This is a genomic window from Candidatus Rhodoblastus alkanivorans (genome assembly GCF_022760755.1).
Lineage (GTDB): Bacteria > Pseudomonadota > Alphaproteobacteria > Rhizobiales > Beijerinckiaceae > Rhodoblastus > Rhodoblastus alkanivorans.
Genome location: NZ_JAIVFP010000001.1, coordinates 133,802 through 148,947 on the forward strand (window position 1 = coordinate 133,802; position 15,146 = coordinate 148,947).

The window sequence follows — 15,146 nt, forward strand, 5'->3', positions numbered from 1 at the left end:
GGGCGCGGCGGTCCCCTCACCAGACGCGAGCTTTTTCCCATGGGTTTCAAATGCGGCATCGTCGGCCTGCCCAATGTCGGCAAATCGACCTTGTTCAATGCGCTGACGCAGACCGCCGCGGCGCAAGCCGCCAATTACCCCTTCTGCACCATCGAGCCCAATGTCGGCGACGTCGCCGTGCCCGACCATAGGCTCGAACAGCTCGCGCGCATCGCCGGTTCGAAGGAGATCATCCCGACCCGGCTCACTTTCGTCGACATCGCCGGGCTGGTGCGCGGCGCCTCCAAGGGCGAGGGCCTCGGCAACCAGTTTCTCGCCAATATCCGCGAATGCGACGCCATCGCCCATGTCGTGCGCTGTTTCGAAGACGGCGACATCACCCATGTCGAAGGCGAGGTCGATCCGATTCGCGACGTCGAAACCATCGAGACCGAGCTGATGCTGGCCGATCTCGATTCACTCGAAAAGCGCGTGGTCAATCTGGAAAAGAAGGCGCGCGGCGGCGACAAGGAATCGAAAGAGCAGCTCGACCTCGTCAACCGCTGCCTCGTCCTGCTGCGCGAGGGCCGGCCGGCGCGCATGGCGGAAGTCGCCGCCGACGAGCGCAAGATTTTCGCCCAGCTCGGCCTATTGTCCTCGAAACCCGTGCTTTACGTCTGCAATGTCGAGGAATCCTCCGCCGACCAGGGCAATGAATTCTCGCAAAAAGTTTTCGCGCGCGCCAAGGAGGAGGGCGCGGTGGCGGTGGTGGTTTCCGCCAAGATAGAAAGCGAGATCGCGGTGATGGCCGCCGACGACCAGAAGGATTTTCTCGAAGCCGTGGGGCTCGAAGAACCGGGCCTCAATCGCGTCATCCGCGCCGGCTATGGCCTGCTCCATCTCATCACTTATTTCACGGTCGGCCCCAAGGAGGCGCGCGCCTGGACGATCGAGAAGGGCACGCGGGCGCCGGCGGCGGCGGGCGTCATCCACAGCGATTTCGAGAAAGGCTTCATTCGCGCCGAAACGATCGGCTACGACGATTATGTCGCCAGCAACGGCGAATCCGGCGCGCGCGAGGCGGGAAAATTCCGGCTCGAAGGCAAGGAATACCTGGTCGCGGACGGCGACGTGCTGCATTTCCGCTTCGCCAATTGAGCGGCGGGCCTTATCCTGACCCGAGAAAGGCGGAGCGCATGGGCGGCGGCCACGATCACGACCACCACGATCACGACCACCACGATCACGACCACCACCGGCATGATCATCACGATCACGCCGGCCATTTCCATGGCGCAGGGCATTCCCATGGCGCCGGGCACGTCCATGCGCCGGCCGATTTCGGCAGGGCCTTCGCCCTCGGCATCGGCCTCAACGTCGCCTTCATCGTCGCCGAGGTCGTCTATGGCTTGCTCGGCAATTCCATGTCCCTGCTCGCGGACGCCGGCCACAATGTGAGCGACGTGCTCGGGCTCGGCCTCGCCTGGCTCGCGAGCGAACTGGTCAAGCGCGCGCCGACGCCGCGCTTTTCCTATGGCCTGCTCGGCTCCTCGATCCTCGCCGCCTTGTTCAACGCCATTTTCCTTCTGGTCGCGGTCGGCGCGATTTCGCTCGAGGCGATCCAGCGCCTGAGCAATCCCGAGCCGGTGGCCGGCCGAACCATCATGATCGTGGCGGCGCTGGGCATCGTCGTCAACGGCGTCACCGCCTGGCTGTTCGCCTCAGGCAGGGACGACATCAATCTTCGCGCCGCCTTCCTGCACATGGTCTCGGACGCGCTGGTTTCGGCCGGCGTCGTGGTCGCCGGCCTGCTGATCCTGCTGACGGGATGGCTCAGGATCGATCCCGTGGTCAGCCTGGTCATCAATGCGGTGATCGTCTGGGGGACCTGGGGCCTGCTGCGCGAATCCTTCGCCATGTCGATGTCGGCGGCGCCCGACCATATCGACCCCGATCAGGTGCGCGCTTTCCTGTGCGGGCGCGCTGGCGTCATGACGGTGCACGACCTTCATGTCTGGCCGATGAGCACGACCGAAATCGCCATGACCTGCCATCTCGTCATGCCCGGCGGCCATCCCGGCGACTGCTTTTTGCATGACCTCTCCGCCGAGCTTTCACGAAAATTCCGCATCAACCACGCCACGGTCCAGATCGAGATCGACCCGGATCGCGTCTGCGTCCTCGCGCCGGAAAATGTCGTTTGAGCCTATTTCTTCGCGCAGGTGCTCAGGCCCAGCAAAGTATAGGCCGGGCAGAAGCGCACGAGGCCCGTCAGCAGCGGGATCACGCCGATCCAGCCCCAGGGCGTTTTCGGGCCGACGAAAACCAGGGCGATGAGGACGAGGCCGACGAGAATGCGCAAGATTCGGTCGAGCGTTCCGACATTGGCGGTCATGGAGGTCTCCTGGTTCGAAAAGGCGGCGTTGGCGACGCCATATTCACACGATGGGACATTCCGCGGGAAAAGTCGGTGATTTAGGTCACGCAGGCAAAATCGGCGAGGCCGGCGCGATCGGTCAGGCAAATCCGTCCCCGCCCCAGCCGCAAGAGGCCCGCGCGCTGGAACTCGGCGAGCTGGCGGCTCACCACCTCGCGCGCCGCGCCGATATCTTCCGCAAGATCCTGATGGGTCGCCGCCATTTCTCCCCGTCTGTCGGCGCGGGCGAGCAAGGCGGCGGCGAGCCGCGCGTCCACCCGCAGAAAGGCGATGGTCTCGATCAGCCGGGTCATTTCCGCGAGCCGCGCGCCGAAGCGCTCGAACACGAAACGGGAAAAATCCGGCGCCTCGCGCAGCAGTCTCTCGAACAAAGGCGGCGGCGCGATGACCAGCCGCAGCTCGGTTTCGGCGACGCCCTCGGCGGTATAGTCCAGGCCGCCCATCAGACAGAGCGTGGTCTGGACGCAGGTCTGGCCCGGCGCCACCCGATAGAGCAGCAGGCGGCGGCCGTTTTCCGCCGTCACGCTGACGCGGATGATTCCTTCGAGCAGCAGAACGAAGCCCTGGCAGGACGAACCCGGCGCAAAAAGCTGCTTTCCCCTCCCGACATGGACTTCGGGAAGGCGCGCCAAGGCGTCGCGCGCCGCGCGATCGAGGCGGGCGAGCGGCGCGAAGGATTGAAGCACGCCAGGCGCAAGTTCCGCTTTCAGGCGTCGCCCTCCTCGTCGTTGCGGAAGCGCGCCCGCATCGCCGAGCCGCAGCAGCTGATCTCGGATCGCGCCGCCTGAACCGGCGGGCAGGGCGTGTCGCCATAGGAGCAGAACACGCAGCAATCGCCATCCTTGGGCTTCAGAAGCGCGCCACAGGACGTGCATTGGTAGAAATGCGCGCAGGCGTCGGTCGGCATGTCTTCGCGCGCCTTATGGCCGCAATGCGGGCAAGTGATCGTGGAAGTAAGGATCATCATCGCTCCTCCTAATGACGCCAGGTCGAGGCGTTGGCGACGAGGAAATCGCGCAGGGCCTGGACGCGCGCGACCGTCTTCATCTCTTCAGGATAGGTCAGCCAGCAATCGAACACGGGCATCTTCATATCGAGATCGAGCCGCGTCAGCAGCGAATTCTCGCCGACGACATAATCCGGCAGCACGGCGACGCCGGCGCCGCTTTCCACCGCGCGCATCAGGGCGAAAAGATTGTTGATCGAAAACACTGGCGTGCGCGGGCTCCTGGCGTCGCGCCCGACTGTCAGCAGCAGGTTGAGATTGCGCAAATAGCCCGCGCCGATCACGTTGAAGGCGACGAGGCGATGGGCGTCGAGATCTTCGACGCGGCGCGGCGCGCCGAATTGCTGGATATAGGAGCGCGAGGCATAGGGCGAATAATGGAGAGTGAACAGGCGGCGGCGGATGAGATCGCTTTGTTTCGGCTCCCATAATCTCAGCGCGACGTCGGCCTCGCGCATCGACAGGTCTAGCTCGTCGTCGGTCAGGATGACGTCGAGCTCGATGTCCGGATAAAGGTCGCGGAATTCGGCGAGTCGCGGCGTCAGCCAGACCGCGCCGAAGCCGGTATTGGCGGTGACCCTGAGCAGGCCATGCGGCTTTTCGCGCGCATCCGACAGGCGCACGCGCGCGCTTTCGAGCTTGACCAGAACCTCCTGCACGGTGCGGAACAGGATTTCGCCCTGTTCGGTGAGCAGCAGGCCGCGCGCATGGCGATGAAACAAAGGCGTTTTCAGATCGTATTCGAGAGCGGCGATCTGGCGGCTGACCGCCGACTGGCTCAGATGCAGCGCTTCGCCGGCGTGGGTGAAAGAGCCGGCCGCGGCGACGGCGTGAAAGACGCGCAGCTTGTCCCAGTCCATGCCATCCCCTTTTTATTGCGCGCATATATACGTGAAATTTTGGGAAAAAACCTCGTCAATTCCGCGTTTCGTCACCAAGTCCGCAGCACATCCCGGAGGCGTGTCATGCTGTTCTCTCGCAAGAAGCTGGAAATCCCCGCCAAAACCGAGGCCCTGCCGGGCCGTCCCGATCCGATCCGAACCGCCGCGACCCATTTCGTCAACGGCCGCGCCCTCGCCCCGCCCTACCCCGAAGGCATGGAGCGAATCCTGTTCGGCATGGGCTGTTTCTGGGGCGCGGAGCGCAAGTACTGGCAGGCCAGCGAGGGCGTCTATGTCACCGCGGTCGGCTATTCCGGCGGCTCGACGCCCAATCCGACCTATGAGGAAGTCTGTTCCGGCATGACCGGCCATGCTGAAGTCGTCCTTGTCGTCTATGATCCGAAGAAAGTCGAATTGGCGCGTCTGCTCGCCTTGTTCTGGGAATCGCACAACCCGACCCAGGGCATGCGGCAAGGCAATGACGTCGGCACGCAATATCGTTCGGCGATCTATACGAGCGACGAGGCCCAGCAGAAGGCGGCGGAAAGTTCGAAAATTTTGTATCAGCAGGCGCTCTCCGCCCATGGCTTCGGCGAGATCACGACGGAAATACGTCCCGAAGAGGAATTTTACTTTGCCGAATCCTATCATCAGCAATATCTTGCCAAAAATCCGGCAGGCTATTGCGGCCTCGGCGGAAGCGGCGTCGCATGCCCCGTCGGCGCGCTTTGACGACGTGACGCGGGGCGCGAGAGGTCGGGCATGGCGCTGGGGCAAAAAATCGAACTCGTGACTCAACGCGTGCTTTTCACCAGCCGCTGGCTGCTCGCGCCCTTTTATGTCGCCCTCGCCTTTTGCCTGTTCATTCTCATGCTCAAGGCGGGGCAGCATGTGCTCCACCTCATCCACGGCGCCATTTCCTCAAGCGAATCATCCGTGGTGCTCGATACCCTCGGCCTGATCGACCTGACCCTGACCTCATCGCTGGTGGTGCTGGTGATTTTCTCTGGCTTCGAGAATTTCGTGGCGCAGGTCGCCGACGACAGCGACGCCAACCGGCCGGCCTGGCTGACCAAGATCGATTTCGGCGGGCTTAAACTCAAATTGATGTCGTCCATCGTCGCGATTTCGGCGATCCAGACCCTGCGCGTCTTCATGGACGTGAACAACGTCAGCGACCGCAATCTGGCCTGGTACGTCGGTATCCACCTTTCCTTCGTGCTGTCCGCGGTCCTGCTGGCCTTGAGCGACCGCATCGCCGGCCACAGCTCGGCGAAAGAGGAGGATGACGGGCATTAAGCAGGAAGGTATGGAAAGCGCGCGGAATTTTTGAAAAGGAATGGAAATGCCCAGTTTGACGAGACTGAAACCCGGCAAGCGCATGAGCCAGGCGGTGATTCGCGGCAACGCCGTCTATCTCGCCGGCCAGGTCGCGGAAACGAGCGCCGGCAAATCGGTGCGCGAACAGACCGCGGAAGTCCTCGGGGCCATCGACGCCCTGCTCGCGGAAGCCGGCACGAACAAAACCAAGATCATGATGGCGACGATCTATCTCGCCGATATTTCGACCTTCGCCGAGATGAACGAAGTCTGGGACAAATGGGTGGTCGAGGGCGAAACGCCCGCGCGCGCCACCGTCGAAGCCAAATTGGTCGCGCCAGAATATAAGGTCGAGATCGCGGTCGTCGCCACGATTTGAACGGAAATGGTCGTTGCGAGCGCGACAGACCTGTGGGTCGGGCCCTATGCGCGTTCCGCGCTCGCCTTGCGGCCGTTGAGCGGATTGTCCTCGTCCCAGGCGTAGGCGATGGTCTCGAAACGCATTGTCATGAGATCGAACAGCGCCAGCCGGCCGACCATCGACTGACCGAAGCCAACGATCTCGCGGACGATCTCCAGCGCCATCAGCGAACCGACCATGCCGGTGAGAGCCCCGAGCACGCCGGCTTCGGCGCAGGTCGGAAGAGAGCCGGGCGGCGGCTTTTGCGGAAAAAGACAGCGATAGGTCGGGTTGGGCAGGCCTTCCGGCCCGGTTTCAAAGGGTTTTAACGTGGTCAGCGAGCCGTCGAACTGCCCGACCGCCGCCGTCACCAAAGTTTTTTTCGCATAAAAGCAGGCGTCGGAAACGATATAGCGGGTATCGAAATTGTCCGAACCGTCGGCGACAACGTCGCAAGCCCCGATCAGTTCCCGAACATTGCCGGCGTCGAGGCGCAACCTGTGGCCGACCACACGCGCATGCGGATTGAGGTTTCGCAAAACCTCCTCCGCGGCCTCGACCTTGGGCCGGCCGATGTGGTTTTCGCCGAACAGGACCTGACGCTGGAGATTGGAGGCGGAAACGACGTCGTCGTCGATGACGTGAATTTCGCCCACGCCCGCCGCCGCGAGATAGAGCAGCAGCGGCGCGCCGAGCCCGCCGGCGCCGACCACGCAGACCCTGGCCGCCTTCAGCTTGCGCTGGCCGACTCCGCCGACGTCGCGCAGCACGATATGCCGGGCGTAGCGCTCGATCTCCTCGGCGGTGAGTTCCGGCAGCATGCCCATCGTCAACCCCTGTCGCGCGCCCAGTCGAGCGCCTGTTCGAAACGGTCGTCGCCCCAGAACAACTCGCCATCCGAGGCCGTGAAGGCCGGCGCGCCGAAAACGCCCGCGGCCCGCGCGGCCTCGGTCTCCTGGCGCAGCTTCGCCTTGACTTCATCCGTTCTGGCCTGCGCCAGCAGGTCCGCGGGCGGCAAAGCCGTTCCGGCGAGAACGCCCGCCAGAACCTCGGCGTTCGAAATGTCTCGTCCTTCCGCGAATTCGGCGTGGAAGACGGCGCGGCAGAAGACGGCGCGGCGCGCCTCGGGAACAGCCCAGGCCAGCCGCGCCGCGAGCAAGCTGTTCTGCGGGAAAGGATCGGGCCGGCGCAGGGCAAGGCCCCGCCTTGCGCAGAGCCGCTCCATGTCGCGCCACATATAGCGCCCCTTGGCGGGATAGAGGTTGAAAGGCGAAGTGGTCCAGCCCTGCGCCACGAAGATCGGTCCGAGCAGGAAAGGCCGCCAGCGCAGGCGCACGCCAGCCCTTTCCGCAACGGCCTCGGCGCGCATTGCGGCGAGATAGGAATAAGTGCTGGCGAATTCGATCCAGAAATCGAGCACAGGCGTCCTTGAGCCTCCCTTTGCGCTCCGCGCTTGAGCCGCGGCGACAAATTCGTCTAAAGCAGGATTGTCTTAAAGCCGCAAGGACCGCCGTGACGACCAAAGCCCTGATCGTTCTCCTCATCGGCGTCATCTATCTCTGCGCGATTTTCGCGCTGTGGCCGCGGATCGACCTCGACGTCGCTTCGCTGTTCTATCATGCCGGCCATTTCATCGGGCGCACCCCGGCCGGCGAGCATTTCCGGCGCTTCTTCTATGACGCGCCCTATTTCCTGCTCGCCGCCTTCATCATGACGGCGATCGCCAAATCTTTCGGCCGCGTGGAGCGCGGCCCCGGCTGGCGCGCCATCGTCTTTCTGGTCGCAAGTCTCGCGCTCGGTCCCGGTCTCCTGGTCAATGGCGTGCTCAAGGAGGTTTCGCACCGGCCGCGTCCCGAACAGACGCTCGATTTCGGCGGTCGCTGGTCCTTTGAGCCCTATGACAGCTTCGCCGGCCAGTGCGGACATAATTGCTCCTTCGTTTCCGGCGAGGCCGCGACCGCCGCCTGGACGCTTGCCCCCGCCCTCCTGGCTCCGCCGCCGGCGCGGATTTTGGCAATCGCCGCCGCGTTGCTCTTCACCCTGGCGACCGGAGGCCTGCGGATGGCCTTCGGCGGCCATTATTTCTCGGACGTCTTATTCGCCGCGCTTTTCACCTTTGTCATCGTCCTCGCGCTTTACCGATGGTATCGTCGCGGAGAACAAGCAAGGGATTGAGACGCCATGGGTTTTTTCGCCGGAGCGCTCGACGACGCCGCCCTTCTCATGCGCTGGGCCCATGTGGTCGCGGCGATTCTCTGGGTCGGCTCCGCCTTCGCGCTGCTGAAACTCGATCTGGCGATGAAGCCGCGCGCGCAAGATCCGACGCCGCAAACCCTGTTCCTCAACGCCGGCGCCGGCTCCCGGCTGACCCGGGCCGTTGACGCCGACGCCAGTGAAAAGGCGCTGAATTTCAAATGGGAGGCCTATGCGACCTGGGCGAGCGGCTTCGCCTTGCTATGCATGATGTTCTGCGCCGCGCCAAAAATTTATCTGATCGACCCGGCGCTGTGGGACGCCGCGCCCTGGGCTGCGGTCGCCGCCGCCCTCGTCCCGCTGGCCCTGAGCTGGTTCGCCTATGACGCTTTGTGCAAGAAAAGCCGCTTGAGCGGCGACGCTCTGCTCTGGGCTCTATTCGGCTTCTGCGCCTTTCTCGCCTTGATCCTCACTCATATTTTCGCCGGGCGCGGCGCCTATCCGCTGATCGGCGCCCATTTCGCCACCATAATGACCGCCAATATCGCCCATGTTCTCGCCCCCGCGCAGAAACGGCGATTGCAGAATCTGCGCGCCGGCCTGCCCGCAGACGAGGCCGACGCCAAAGCGGCTGGCGCCCGCGCCCTCCACAACCAATATCTGGCGCTGCCGACCGTGTTCTTCATGCTGTCGGGCCATGCGCCCCTGCTGTTCACGGGCCCGGACAATGGCGTCGCGGCGGTGCTGCTGATCGCCGGCTTCTTCCTGATCCGCCGGGTCTGGCTGAAAATTTCGCGCGGGCTCGGCGTGGACGGAAAGCTGAGCGTGGCGGCGGCCGCCTGCCTCACGCTCGCTTTCGCCTTGTCCTGGCCGGGCCTTCCGGCAGTGGGCCGGCAGGCGGGCGACGCCAGCGAAGCGATCAAGTTCGCCCTGCGCCCGAGCGCGGCCCAGGCGCAAGCCGTGATCGACGCCCATTGCGTCATCTGCCACGCGGCGCGCCCGCAAATGGACGGACTTGCCCGTGCCGCGGGCGGGCTGGATTTTTCGCGCGGCGCCAATGTCGCGAAATATCGCGACGAGATTTTGCGCGCGGCGGTCTATTCCCGCGCCATGCCGCCGCCGGGCGCGGCATCCGGGCTCGACGCCGAGGAAAAAATGCTGCTCGTTCGCTGGGCGGAAGGCGTCGATTAAAATTCGACGTCGAGTTCTTCCATTTCGTCGGGTTCGACCTTGGCGGCTTCGGCCCATTCCGCCATCGGCTCCCAGCCCAGAATTTGATCGCGGAAACCGGCGCATTCGGAATCGAGCGTCAGATCATAGGTGGCGAAGCGCGAACAGACCGGGGCGAACATGGCGTCGGCCAACGTCGGCCGCTTGCCGAACAGGAACGGGCCGCCGTAACGGCTGAGGCAGTCGCGCCAGATCGCGCAGACGCGGTCGATGTCCGGCTTGGCGCCCGACCAGACCCTGAAATTCGGAAAATGCGCCTTGATGTTCATCGGCAGAGCCGAGCGCAGATTGTTGAAGCCCGAATGCATTTCGCCCGAAACCGAGCGGTTGTGGGTGCGCGCGGCGATATCCTTGGGGAAAATCTGCGCCTTGGGGAAGGTCTCGGCCAGATATTCGCCCAAAGCCAGGGTGTCCCAGACGTGCAGGCCGTTATAATCGAGCGCCGGAGTGAGGAAGGACGGCGAAAGCAGCAGCAATTCGGCGCGGGCGTCGGGATCGTCGATCGGCAGGCGCTTTTCTTCGAAATCAAGCCCCGCCATCTTGCATAGCAGCCAACCGCGTAAGCACCAGGACGAGTAATTTTTACTGCTTATGGTCAGTACCGCCTTGGCCATTTCGTTCGCTCCCAGTCCGAGGCAAGTTACCCCATGTGAAGGGATTTCCGCAACGCGCATTTTATAGACATGGGCGCCGTGTATTTAGGCGGAAGTTGCCAAAACACAACCGAATCTTGGCAAATTCGCTTTTTCTGCTTTTGCGCTTAGACCTTTAGCAAATTGTATGCGAGCATGGTTTCGTCGTAGCTTCTTCGGGTTGAGTTGGGTGTCCGCCTTCGCCGGGCGGCCGGAACGGGATCGGTGCGTTGGGAATGCTTTATCAAGCCTATCAAGCCCATTCGGATCTGATGGCGCCGGTCAAGGCATTCGCGCGCCTGGCTTTGGAGGCCCTGAACGGCCCCTTTCCCGCCTTCAATGAAAACATCCTGGTCCGCAATCTTTCAGCCGCCTATGAAATGATCGACCGCGCGGGTCTCACCCATGCGCGCCCGCCTTACGGAATCAAGGGCGTTCCGGTCGGCAACGAACTGGTCGATGTCACCGAGGAGGCGGCGACCTCCACGCCTTTCGCCACTCTGGTCCATTTCAAGAAGGATATTTCGGTCCCGCAACCGCGCGTCCTCGTGGTCGCGCCCCTGTCGGGCCATTTCGCGACTCTTCTGCGCTCCACGGTGCAGACCATGCTGCGCGACCACGACGTTTATATTACCGACTGGCACAACGCCCGCGACGTGAGCCTCGCCGACGGGCCCTTCGGCTTCGACGATTACGTCGCCCATATCATCCACTTCCTGGAATTCCTTGGCCCCGGCGCTCATGTGGTCGCGGTCTGCCAGCCCTGCGTCCAGGTGTTCACGGCGGCCGCGATCATGGGCGAGGACAACAATCCGGCGGCGCCGGCCTCGATGACGCTGATGGCGGGACCGATCGACACCAGGATCAACCCGACCAAAGTCAATGACCTCGCCAAGGAAAAGCCGATCTCCTGGTTCGAGCGCAACCTGATCGCCCGCGTGCCTTTGCGCTTCAAGGGCGCGCGCCGCCGCGTCTATCCCGGCTTCGTTCAGCTTTCCGCCTTCATGGCCATGAATATGGACCGCCATGTCAGGGCCCATGTCGAGATGTTCCACAATCTCGCCGGAGGCGACCGCGACAAGGCCAACCAGACCAAGGCCTTTTACGACGAATATTTCGCGGTGCTCGACCTGCCGGCGGAATTTTATCTCGAAACCGTGCAATGGGTCTTCCAGGACCATTTGCTGCCGCTCGGCAAGATGACCTATCGCAACCGCAAGGTGGACCCCAAGGCGATTCGTCACACCGCGCTTCTCACCGTCGAAGGCGAGCGCGACGACATTTGTTCGGTCGGCCAGACCATGGCGGCCCATGATCTGGCGGCCAATCTCAAACCGTTCCGCAAGCGGCACCATCTTCAGGCCGGCGTCGGACATTATGGCGTGTTCAGCGGCAGGAAATGGGAGGGCCAAGTCTATCCGATCGTCCGCAACATGATCCTCCAGAACGACGGCTGAGCGGCCCGCCTTACGTCTTCCAGGCGTCCGCCTGAACCAAGCCGTCCTCGCTCCAGGCGTCGCGCGCTTTGCGATTCGCCTGCCAATTCGGCAGGAAAGTGAAGGCCTCGTCGAGAATATGCGGCGTGTGCTGGCCGGGCGAATATTTGAGCGCCCGCTCGAAATATTCGTTCAACGCCGGCTTGAATTCCGGATGGGCGCAATTGTCGATGATCGTTCGGGCGCGCTTTTTCGGCGACAGGCCACGGAGATCCGCGAGGCCTTGTTCGGTTACGACCACCTGCACATCGTGCTCGGTGTGATCGACATGGGTCACCATCGGCACAATGCAGGAGATCGCGCCGTTCTTGGCGGAGGACGGCGTCATGAAGATCGACAGCCAGGCGTTGCGGGCAAAATCGCCCGAGCCGCCGATGCCGTTCATGATGCTCGACCCGACGATATGGGTCGAATTCACATTGCCATAAATGTCGGCCTCGATCAGGCCGTTCATCGCGATGACCCCCAGCCGGCGGATCACTTCGGGATGATTGGAGATTTCCTGCGGCCGCAGCACGATCTTGTCGCGATAGAGCGCGGCGTCGCGATTGAACTCATGCGCCGCGTCCGGGCTCAGCGACAGGGCCGTGCCCGAAGCGAAGATCATTTTGCCCGAGCGGATGAGATTGAACATCCCATCCTGCAGCACTTCGGTATAGGCGGTGAGATTGTTGTATGGCGAGGCCTGCAATTCGTCCATCACCGCATTGGCGACATTGCCGACGCCCGATTGCAGCGGCAGCAGGTCCTTGGGCAGGCGGCCCATTTTCACTTCATGCGCAAAGAATTCGATGATGTGATGAGCGATCGCCCGCGAATTTTCATCCGGCGGCGAAAAGGCCGAATTGCGATCCGGCTTGTCGGTCTCCACCACCGCGATGATCTTTTCCGGATCGCAATTCAGAAAGGTTTCCCCGATGCGGTCCGAGGGTTTCAGAATCGCGATCGGCTTGCGGAACGGCGGCAATTGCGTGCCGTAATAGACGTCGTGCATGCCTTCGAGCGCGCTGTTCTGCCAGGAATTGACCTCGATGATCACCATGTCGGCGCGGTCGAGCCAGGTCTTGTTGTTGCCGACCGAGGAGGACGGGATCAGCATGCCGTCCTCGCGGATGCCGGCGACCTCGACAATGGCGACGTCGAGCTTGCCGAGAAAGCCGCCCCAGACGAATTGCGCGACATGGGAGAGATGGATGTCCAAATAGTCCATCTCGCCGGCGTTGATGCGCTTGCGGCAGGTCGGATCGGACTGGTAGGGCAGGCGCATCTCCATGCCGTCCACCTTGGCGAGCGCGCCGTCGAGCTCGGGCGCGGTCGAGGCGCCGGTCCCGACGCTGATCCGAAAAATTTCGCCGCGCGCATGGGCCTCATTCATCAATTCAGCCAGAGCGAGCGGAACCTCCTTGGGATAGCCGGCGCCGGTGAAGCCGGACATGCCGACGTTCGAGCCTTTGGGGATCAGGGCGGCCGCCTCGCGGGCGGTCATGATTTTGGCGCGGAGCGCGGCATTACGAATGCGGTCGGCGGACATGGCGATCTCGCGGAAATTGGAGTTGTTCAAAAAGCGTGCGCCATGCCTAGGCCGCCCGAGGTTTTCGGGCTATGCGACAATGGAATGATATCTGGTGGAAAATGGCTGACATTTTGAATGGAAGCGACGACGGCGCTCGTTCGGGAATGAAATGATATTGCGTAATATATTGTTTTATTACGATTTAATTGATCGCTTCGGCCAAATAGGCCTGCCTCACGACGCTGGCCAGATATTCTATTTCTGCATGGCTTCTGTGGCTGGATCGCGGCTCCCGCTGGCCTTTTCGCACAAAGGCCATTACCTCCGTGATGATCCTGGCGAAACGGGAGCGGCGGGATGAGCCAAATCGTAAGCGTCGACGTGAAGCACAATTTGGGAGCGGAGGAGGCCAAAAGGCGGGTCCAGGCCGGCGTCGAAGCTTTGCGCCAGAAATATGCCGGCCATCTCTCCGCCCTGCGGATCGACTGGAGCGAGACGCGCGGCGACGTCACCTTCGCCATTTTGGGCCATTCGCTGAAAGGCGCGATGGAGTTCTTCCCCGACGTCGTCCGGGTTTCGGTGGAATTGCCCTGGGTCCTGGCGCTGATAGCGGATAAGGCCAAGGGGCTGATGACCCGCCATACCGGCGAAATGCTTCAGCTGCCGCCGCCCAAGGCTTGAGCGCGCCGACCATTTTCACGCGCCCTGCGGTCCCTGTTCCGCCTTGTGGCGAACATCAAAGCACGACATTCTCGCGTCCGGACCGGCGGCTCTCCGGCCGCTCCTGGTTCGATCGCCATCCGCGCGCGATAAGCGGGAGACGAGCTCATGAACAGCGAGGAGACGAAAATGTCGACTATGCCGCGGCTGAACGAAACGGCGCCCGATTTTTCCGCCGAAACGACCCATGGTCCCAGATCGCTCGGCGATTACAGAGGAAAATGGCTCATCCTGTTCTCGCATCCGGCGGATTTCACGCCGGTATGCACGACCGAATTCATCGCCTTCTCCAGAAATTACGAAAAGTTCCAGGCTCTGGGCTGCGACCTGCTTGGCCTTAGCATAGACAGCAATTTCGCCCATATCGCCTGGGCGCGGAACATCGAGGAAAATTTCGGCGTCAAGGTTCCGTTCCCGATCATCGCCGATCTGTCGATGAGCGTGGCCAATGAATATGGGATGATTCAGCCCGGCGCGAGCGACACTTCGGCGGTGCGCGCGACCTTTTTCATCGATCCGGAGAGCAAGCTCCGCGCCATGGTCTATTACCCCATGACCAATGGCCGCAGCATTGCGGAATTCCTGCGCTTGCTGGAGGCGTTGCAAACGAGCGACAAGCACACCGTCGCGACCCCCGAAGCCTGGCAGCCGGGCGAGAAAGTGATCGTTCCGCCGCCAAAAACGCAGGCCGACGCGGAAAGCCGCAAGGCGGCTGGCTATGATTATACCGACTGGTATTTTTCCAAAAAGGATCTGGCCAAGTAACGCCAGAGTTTCCCGGCTGCTCCCAGACCGGATCATCCGGCCTGGGATGATGCTTTTGCGGGAAAGCTTTATTTCCGGCCGGTCGAGCGCCGCCCGGAGAACCTTTTGGAACAGACGGGAGACGACAGGAGGATGGATCGCTCCGAGGTCATGCGCGCGGTCAAGGGACGCGACACGACGCCGGAGCGCGCGGTGCGGAAAATTCTACGCGACATTGCGCCTCACTATCGTCTTCACCGCCGCGACCTGCCCGGCGCGCCGGACATCGCTTTTATCGGCCGGAAAAAGGCGATTTTCGTTCACGGCTGTTTCTGGCACGGCCACGACTGCAAGCGCGGCGCGCGCATGCCCAAAGCCAATGCGGAATATTGGGCGCAAAAGATCGCCCGCAACCGCGCGCGCGACGAAAAACACCGCGCCGCTTATGCCGACATGGGCTGGGACCTCCTGACGATCTGGGAGTGCGAAATACGCGACGAGGCGGCGCTCCGGGAAAGGCTGCAAGGCTTCCTCGCCTCGCCGATTTAAGCCTTTCGCCGCTCTTGGAAGGCCGCGCGCAAAGGCGTAAAGGGGC

General features: G+C 62.7%; 19 protein-coding genes. 11 read left to right on the plus strand and 8 right to left on the minus strand.

What is annotated here, in order from left to right:
- Window positions 1-39: 39 nt before the first annotated feature.
- Both ychF and K2U94_RS00585 read left to right on the plus strand, forming a co-directional pair.
- Window positions 40-1,137 carry a redox-regulated ATPase YchF gene (gene ychF / locus K2U94_RS00580; protein WP_243065357.1) on the plus strand — a complete coding sequence of 366 codons (1,098 nt, stop codon included), beginning with the start codon at window positions 40-42 and terminating at the stop codon, window positions 1,135-1,137.
- Window positions 1,138-1,175: 38 nt separating this feature from the next.
- Window positions 1,176-2,183 (plus strand): cation diffusion facilitator family transporter, encoded by a 1,008-nt coding sequence (locus K2U94_RS00585; protein ID WP_243065358.1) that lies wholly within the window; start codon window positions 1,176-1,178, stop codon window positions 2,181-2,183.
- Window positions 2,184-2,185: 2 nt separating this feature from the next.
- Here K2U94_RS00585 and K2U94_RS00590 read toward each other — a convergent pair whose 3' ends face one another.
- The 4 genes from K2U94_RS00590 to K2U94_RS00605 form a co-directional block, all read right to left on the minus strand.
- Entirely contained in the window at window positions 2,186-2,374 is a 189-nt protein-coding gene (locus K2U94_RS00590; protein WP_243065359.1) for a YgaP family membrane protein, read from the minus strand.
- Between the two features lie 80 nt (window positions 2,375-2,454).
- Window positions 2,455-3,102 carry a Crp/Fnr family transcriptional regulator gene (locus K2U94_RS00595; RefSeq protein WP_243065360.1) on the minus strand — a complete coding sequence of 216 codons (648 nt, stop codon included), beginning with the start codon at window positions 3,100-3,102 and terminating at the stop codon, window positions 2,455-2,457.
- A 20-nt stretch (window positions 3,103-3,122) separates the two neighbouring features.
- On the minus strand, window positions 3,123-3,380 hold the full coding sequence (locus K2U94_RS00600) for a GDCCVxC domain-containing (seleno)protein (RefSeq protein WP_243068767.1): 258 nt from the start codon (window positions 3,378-3,380) through the stop codon (window positions 3,123-3,125).
- A gap of 11 nt (window positions 3,381-3,391) precedes the next feature.
- Complete coding sequence (locus K2U94_RS00605; protein ID WP_243065361.1) at window positions 3,392-4,282, minus strand: LysR family transcriptional regulator; 891 nt, start codon at window positions 4,280-4,282, stop codon at window positions 3,392-3,394.
- Window positions 4,283-4,387: 105 nt separating this feature from the next.
- Between K2U94_RS00605 and msrA the strand changes: the two genes are divergently transcribed.
- From msrA to K2U94_RS00620, 3 genes are read left to right on the plus strand one after another with little or no spacing between them, the layout of a single operon-like run.
- Window positions 4,388-5,035: a peptide-methionine (S)-S-oxide reductase MsrA gene (msrA, locus tag K2U94_RS00610; protein ID WP_243065362.1), complete on the plus strand. Its 648-nt coding sequence runs from the start codon at window positions 4,388-4,390 to the stop codon at window positions 5,033-5,035.
- A 30-nt stretch (window positions 5,036-5,065) separates the two neighbouring features.
- A complete protein-coding gene (locus tag K2U94_RS00615; RefSeq protein ID WP_243065363.1) occupies window positions 5,066-5,602 on the plus strand; it encodes a TIGR00645 family protein in 537 nt (178 codons plus the stop codon).
- Window positions 5,603-5,648: 46 nt separating this feature from the next.
- Entirely contained in the window at window positions 5,649-6,002 is a 354-nt protein-coding gene (locus tag K2U94_RS00620) for a RidA family protein (protein ID WP_243065364.1), read from the plus strand.
- A 44-nt stretch (window positions 6,003-6,046) separates the two neighbouring features.
- Here K2U94_RS00620 and K2U94_RS00625 read toward each other — a convergent pair whose 3' ends face one another.
- The gene (locus tag K2U94_RS00625; protein WP_243068768.1) at window positions 6,047-6,844 is read right to left on the minus strand and encodes a HesA/MoeB/ThiF family protein; all 798 of its coding nucleotides are present in this window, start codon (window positions 6,842-6,844) and stop codon (window positions 6,047-6,049) included.
- A gap of 8 nt (window positions 6,845-6,852) precedes the next feature.
- Window positions 6,853-7,392 carry a 2-hydroxychromene-2-carboxylate isomerase gene (locus K2U94_RS00630; RefSeq protein WP_243068769.1) on the minus strand — a complete coding sequence of 180 codons (540 nt, stop codon included), beginning with the start codon at window positions 7,390-7,392 and terminating at the stop codon, window positions 6,853-6,855.
- Window positions 7,393-7,535: 143 nt separating this feature from the next.
- On the opposite strand from K2U94_RS00630, the gene K2U94_RS00635 reads away from it, so the two are divergent.
- Both K2U94_RS00635 and K2U94_RS00640 read left to right on the plus strand, forming a co-directional pair.
- The gene (locus tag K2U94_RS00635; RefSeq protein ID WP_243065365.1) at window positions 7,536-8,198 is read left to right on the plus strand and encodes a phosphatase PAP2 family protein; all 663 of its coding nucleotides are present in this window, start codon (window positions 7,536-7,538) and stop codon (window positions 8,196-8,198) included.
- Between the two features lie 6 nt (window positions 8,199-8,204).
- Entirely contained in the window at window positions 8,205-9,407 is a 1,203-nt protein-coding gene (locus tag K2U94_RS00640) for a urate hydroxylase PuuD (RefSeq protein ID WP_243065366.1), read from the plus strand.
- Here K2U94_RS00640 and K2U94_RS00645 read toward each other — a convergent pair.
- On the minus strand, window positions 9,404-10,060 hold the full coding sequence (locus K2U94_RS00645; protein WP_243065367.1) for a glutathione S-transferase family protein: 657 nt from the start codon (window positions 10,058-10,060) through the stop codon (window positions 9,404-9,406). The two genes, K2U94_RS00640 and K2U94_RS00645, sit on opposite strands and share 4 nt — an antisense overlap.
- 254 nt (window positions 10,061-10,314) lie before the next feature.
- On the opposite strand from K2U94_RS00645, the gene K2U94_RS00650 reads away from it, so the two are divergent.
- Window positions 10,315-11,535: a polyhydroxyalkanoate depolymerase gene (locus K2U94_RS00650; RefSeq protein WP_243065368.1), complete on the plus strand. Its 1,221-nt coding sequence runs from the start codon at window positions 10,315-10,317 to the stop codon at window positions 11,533-11,535.
- Window positions 11,536-11,545: 10 nt separating this feature from the next.
- On the opposite strand, the gene scpC is transcribed toward K2U94_RS00650, so the two are convergent.
- Window positions 11,546-13,105, minus strand: coding sequence for a succinyl-CoA:acetate CoA-transferase ScpC (scpC, locus tag K2U94_RS00655; protein WP_243068770.1), 1,560 nt, complete (start codon window positions 13,103-13,105; stop codon window positions 11,546-11,548).
- Between the two features lie 339 nt (window positions 13,106-13,444).
- Between scpC and K2U94_RS00660 the strand changes: the two genes are divergently transcribed.
- The 3 genes from K2U94_RS00660 to K2U94_RS00670 all read left to right on the plus strand — a co-directional run bounded on the left by K2U94_RS00660 (window position 13,445) and on the right by K2U94_RS00670 (window position 15,100).
- Window positions 13,445-13,768, plus strand: coding sequence for a polyhydroxyalkanoic acid system family protein (locus tag K2U94_RS00660; RefSeq protein ID WP_243065369.1), 324 nt, complete (start codon window positions 13,445-13,447; stop codon window positions 13,766-13,768).
- Window positions 13,769-13,936: 168 nt separating this feature from the next.
- Entirely contained in the window at window positions 13,937-14,572 is a 636-nt protein-coding gene (locus K2U94_RS00665) for a peroxiredoxin (RefSeq protein WP_243065370.1), read from the plus strand.
- Between the two features lie 132 nt (window positions 14,573-14,704).
- A complete protein-coding gene (locus tag K2U94_RS00670; protein WP_243065371.1) occupies window positions 14,705-15,100 on the plus strand; it encodes a very short patch repair endonuclease in 396 nt (131 codons plus the stop codon).
- Window positions 15,101-15,146 lie beyond the last annotated feature (46 nt).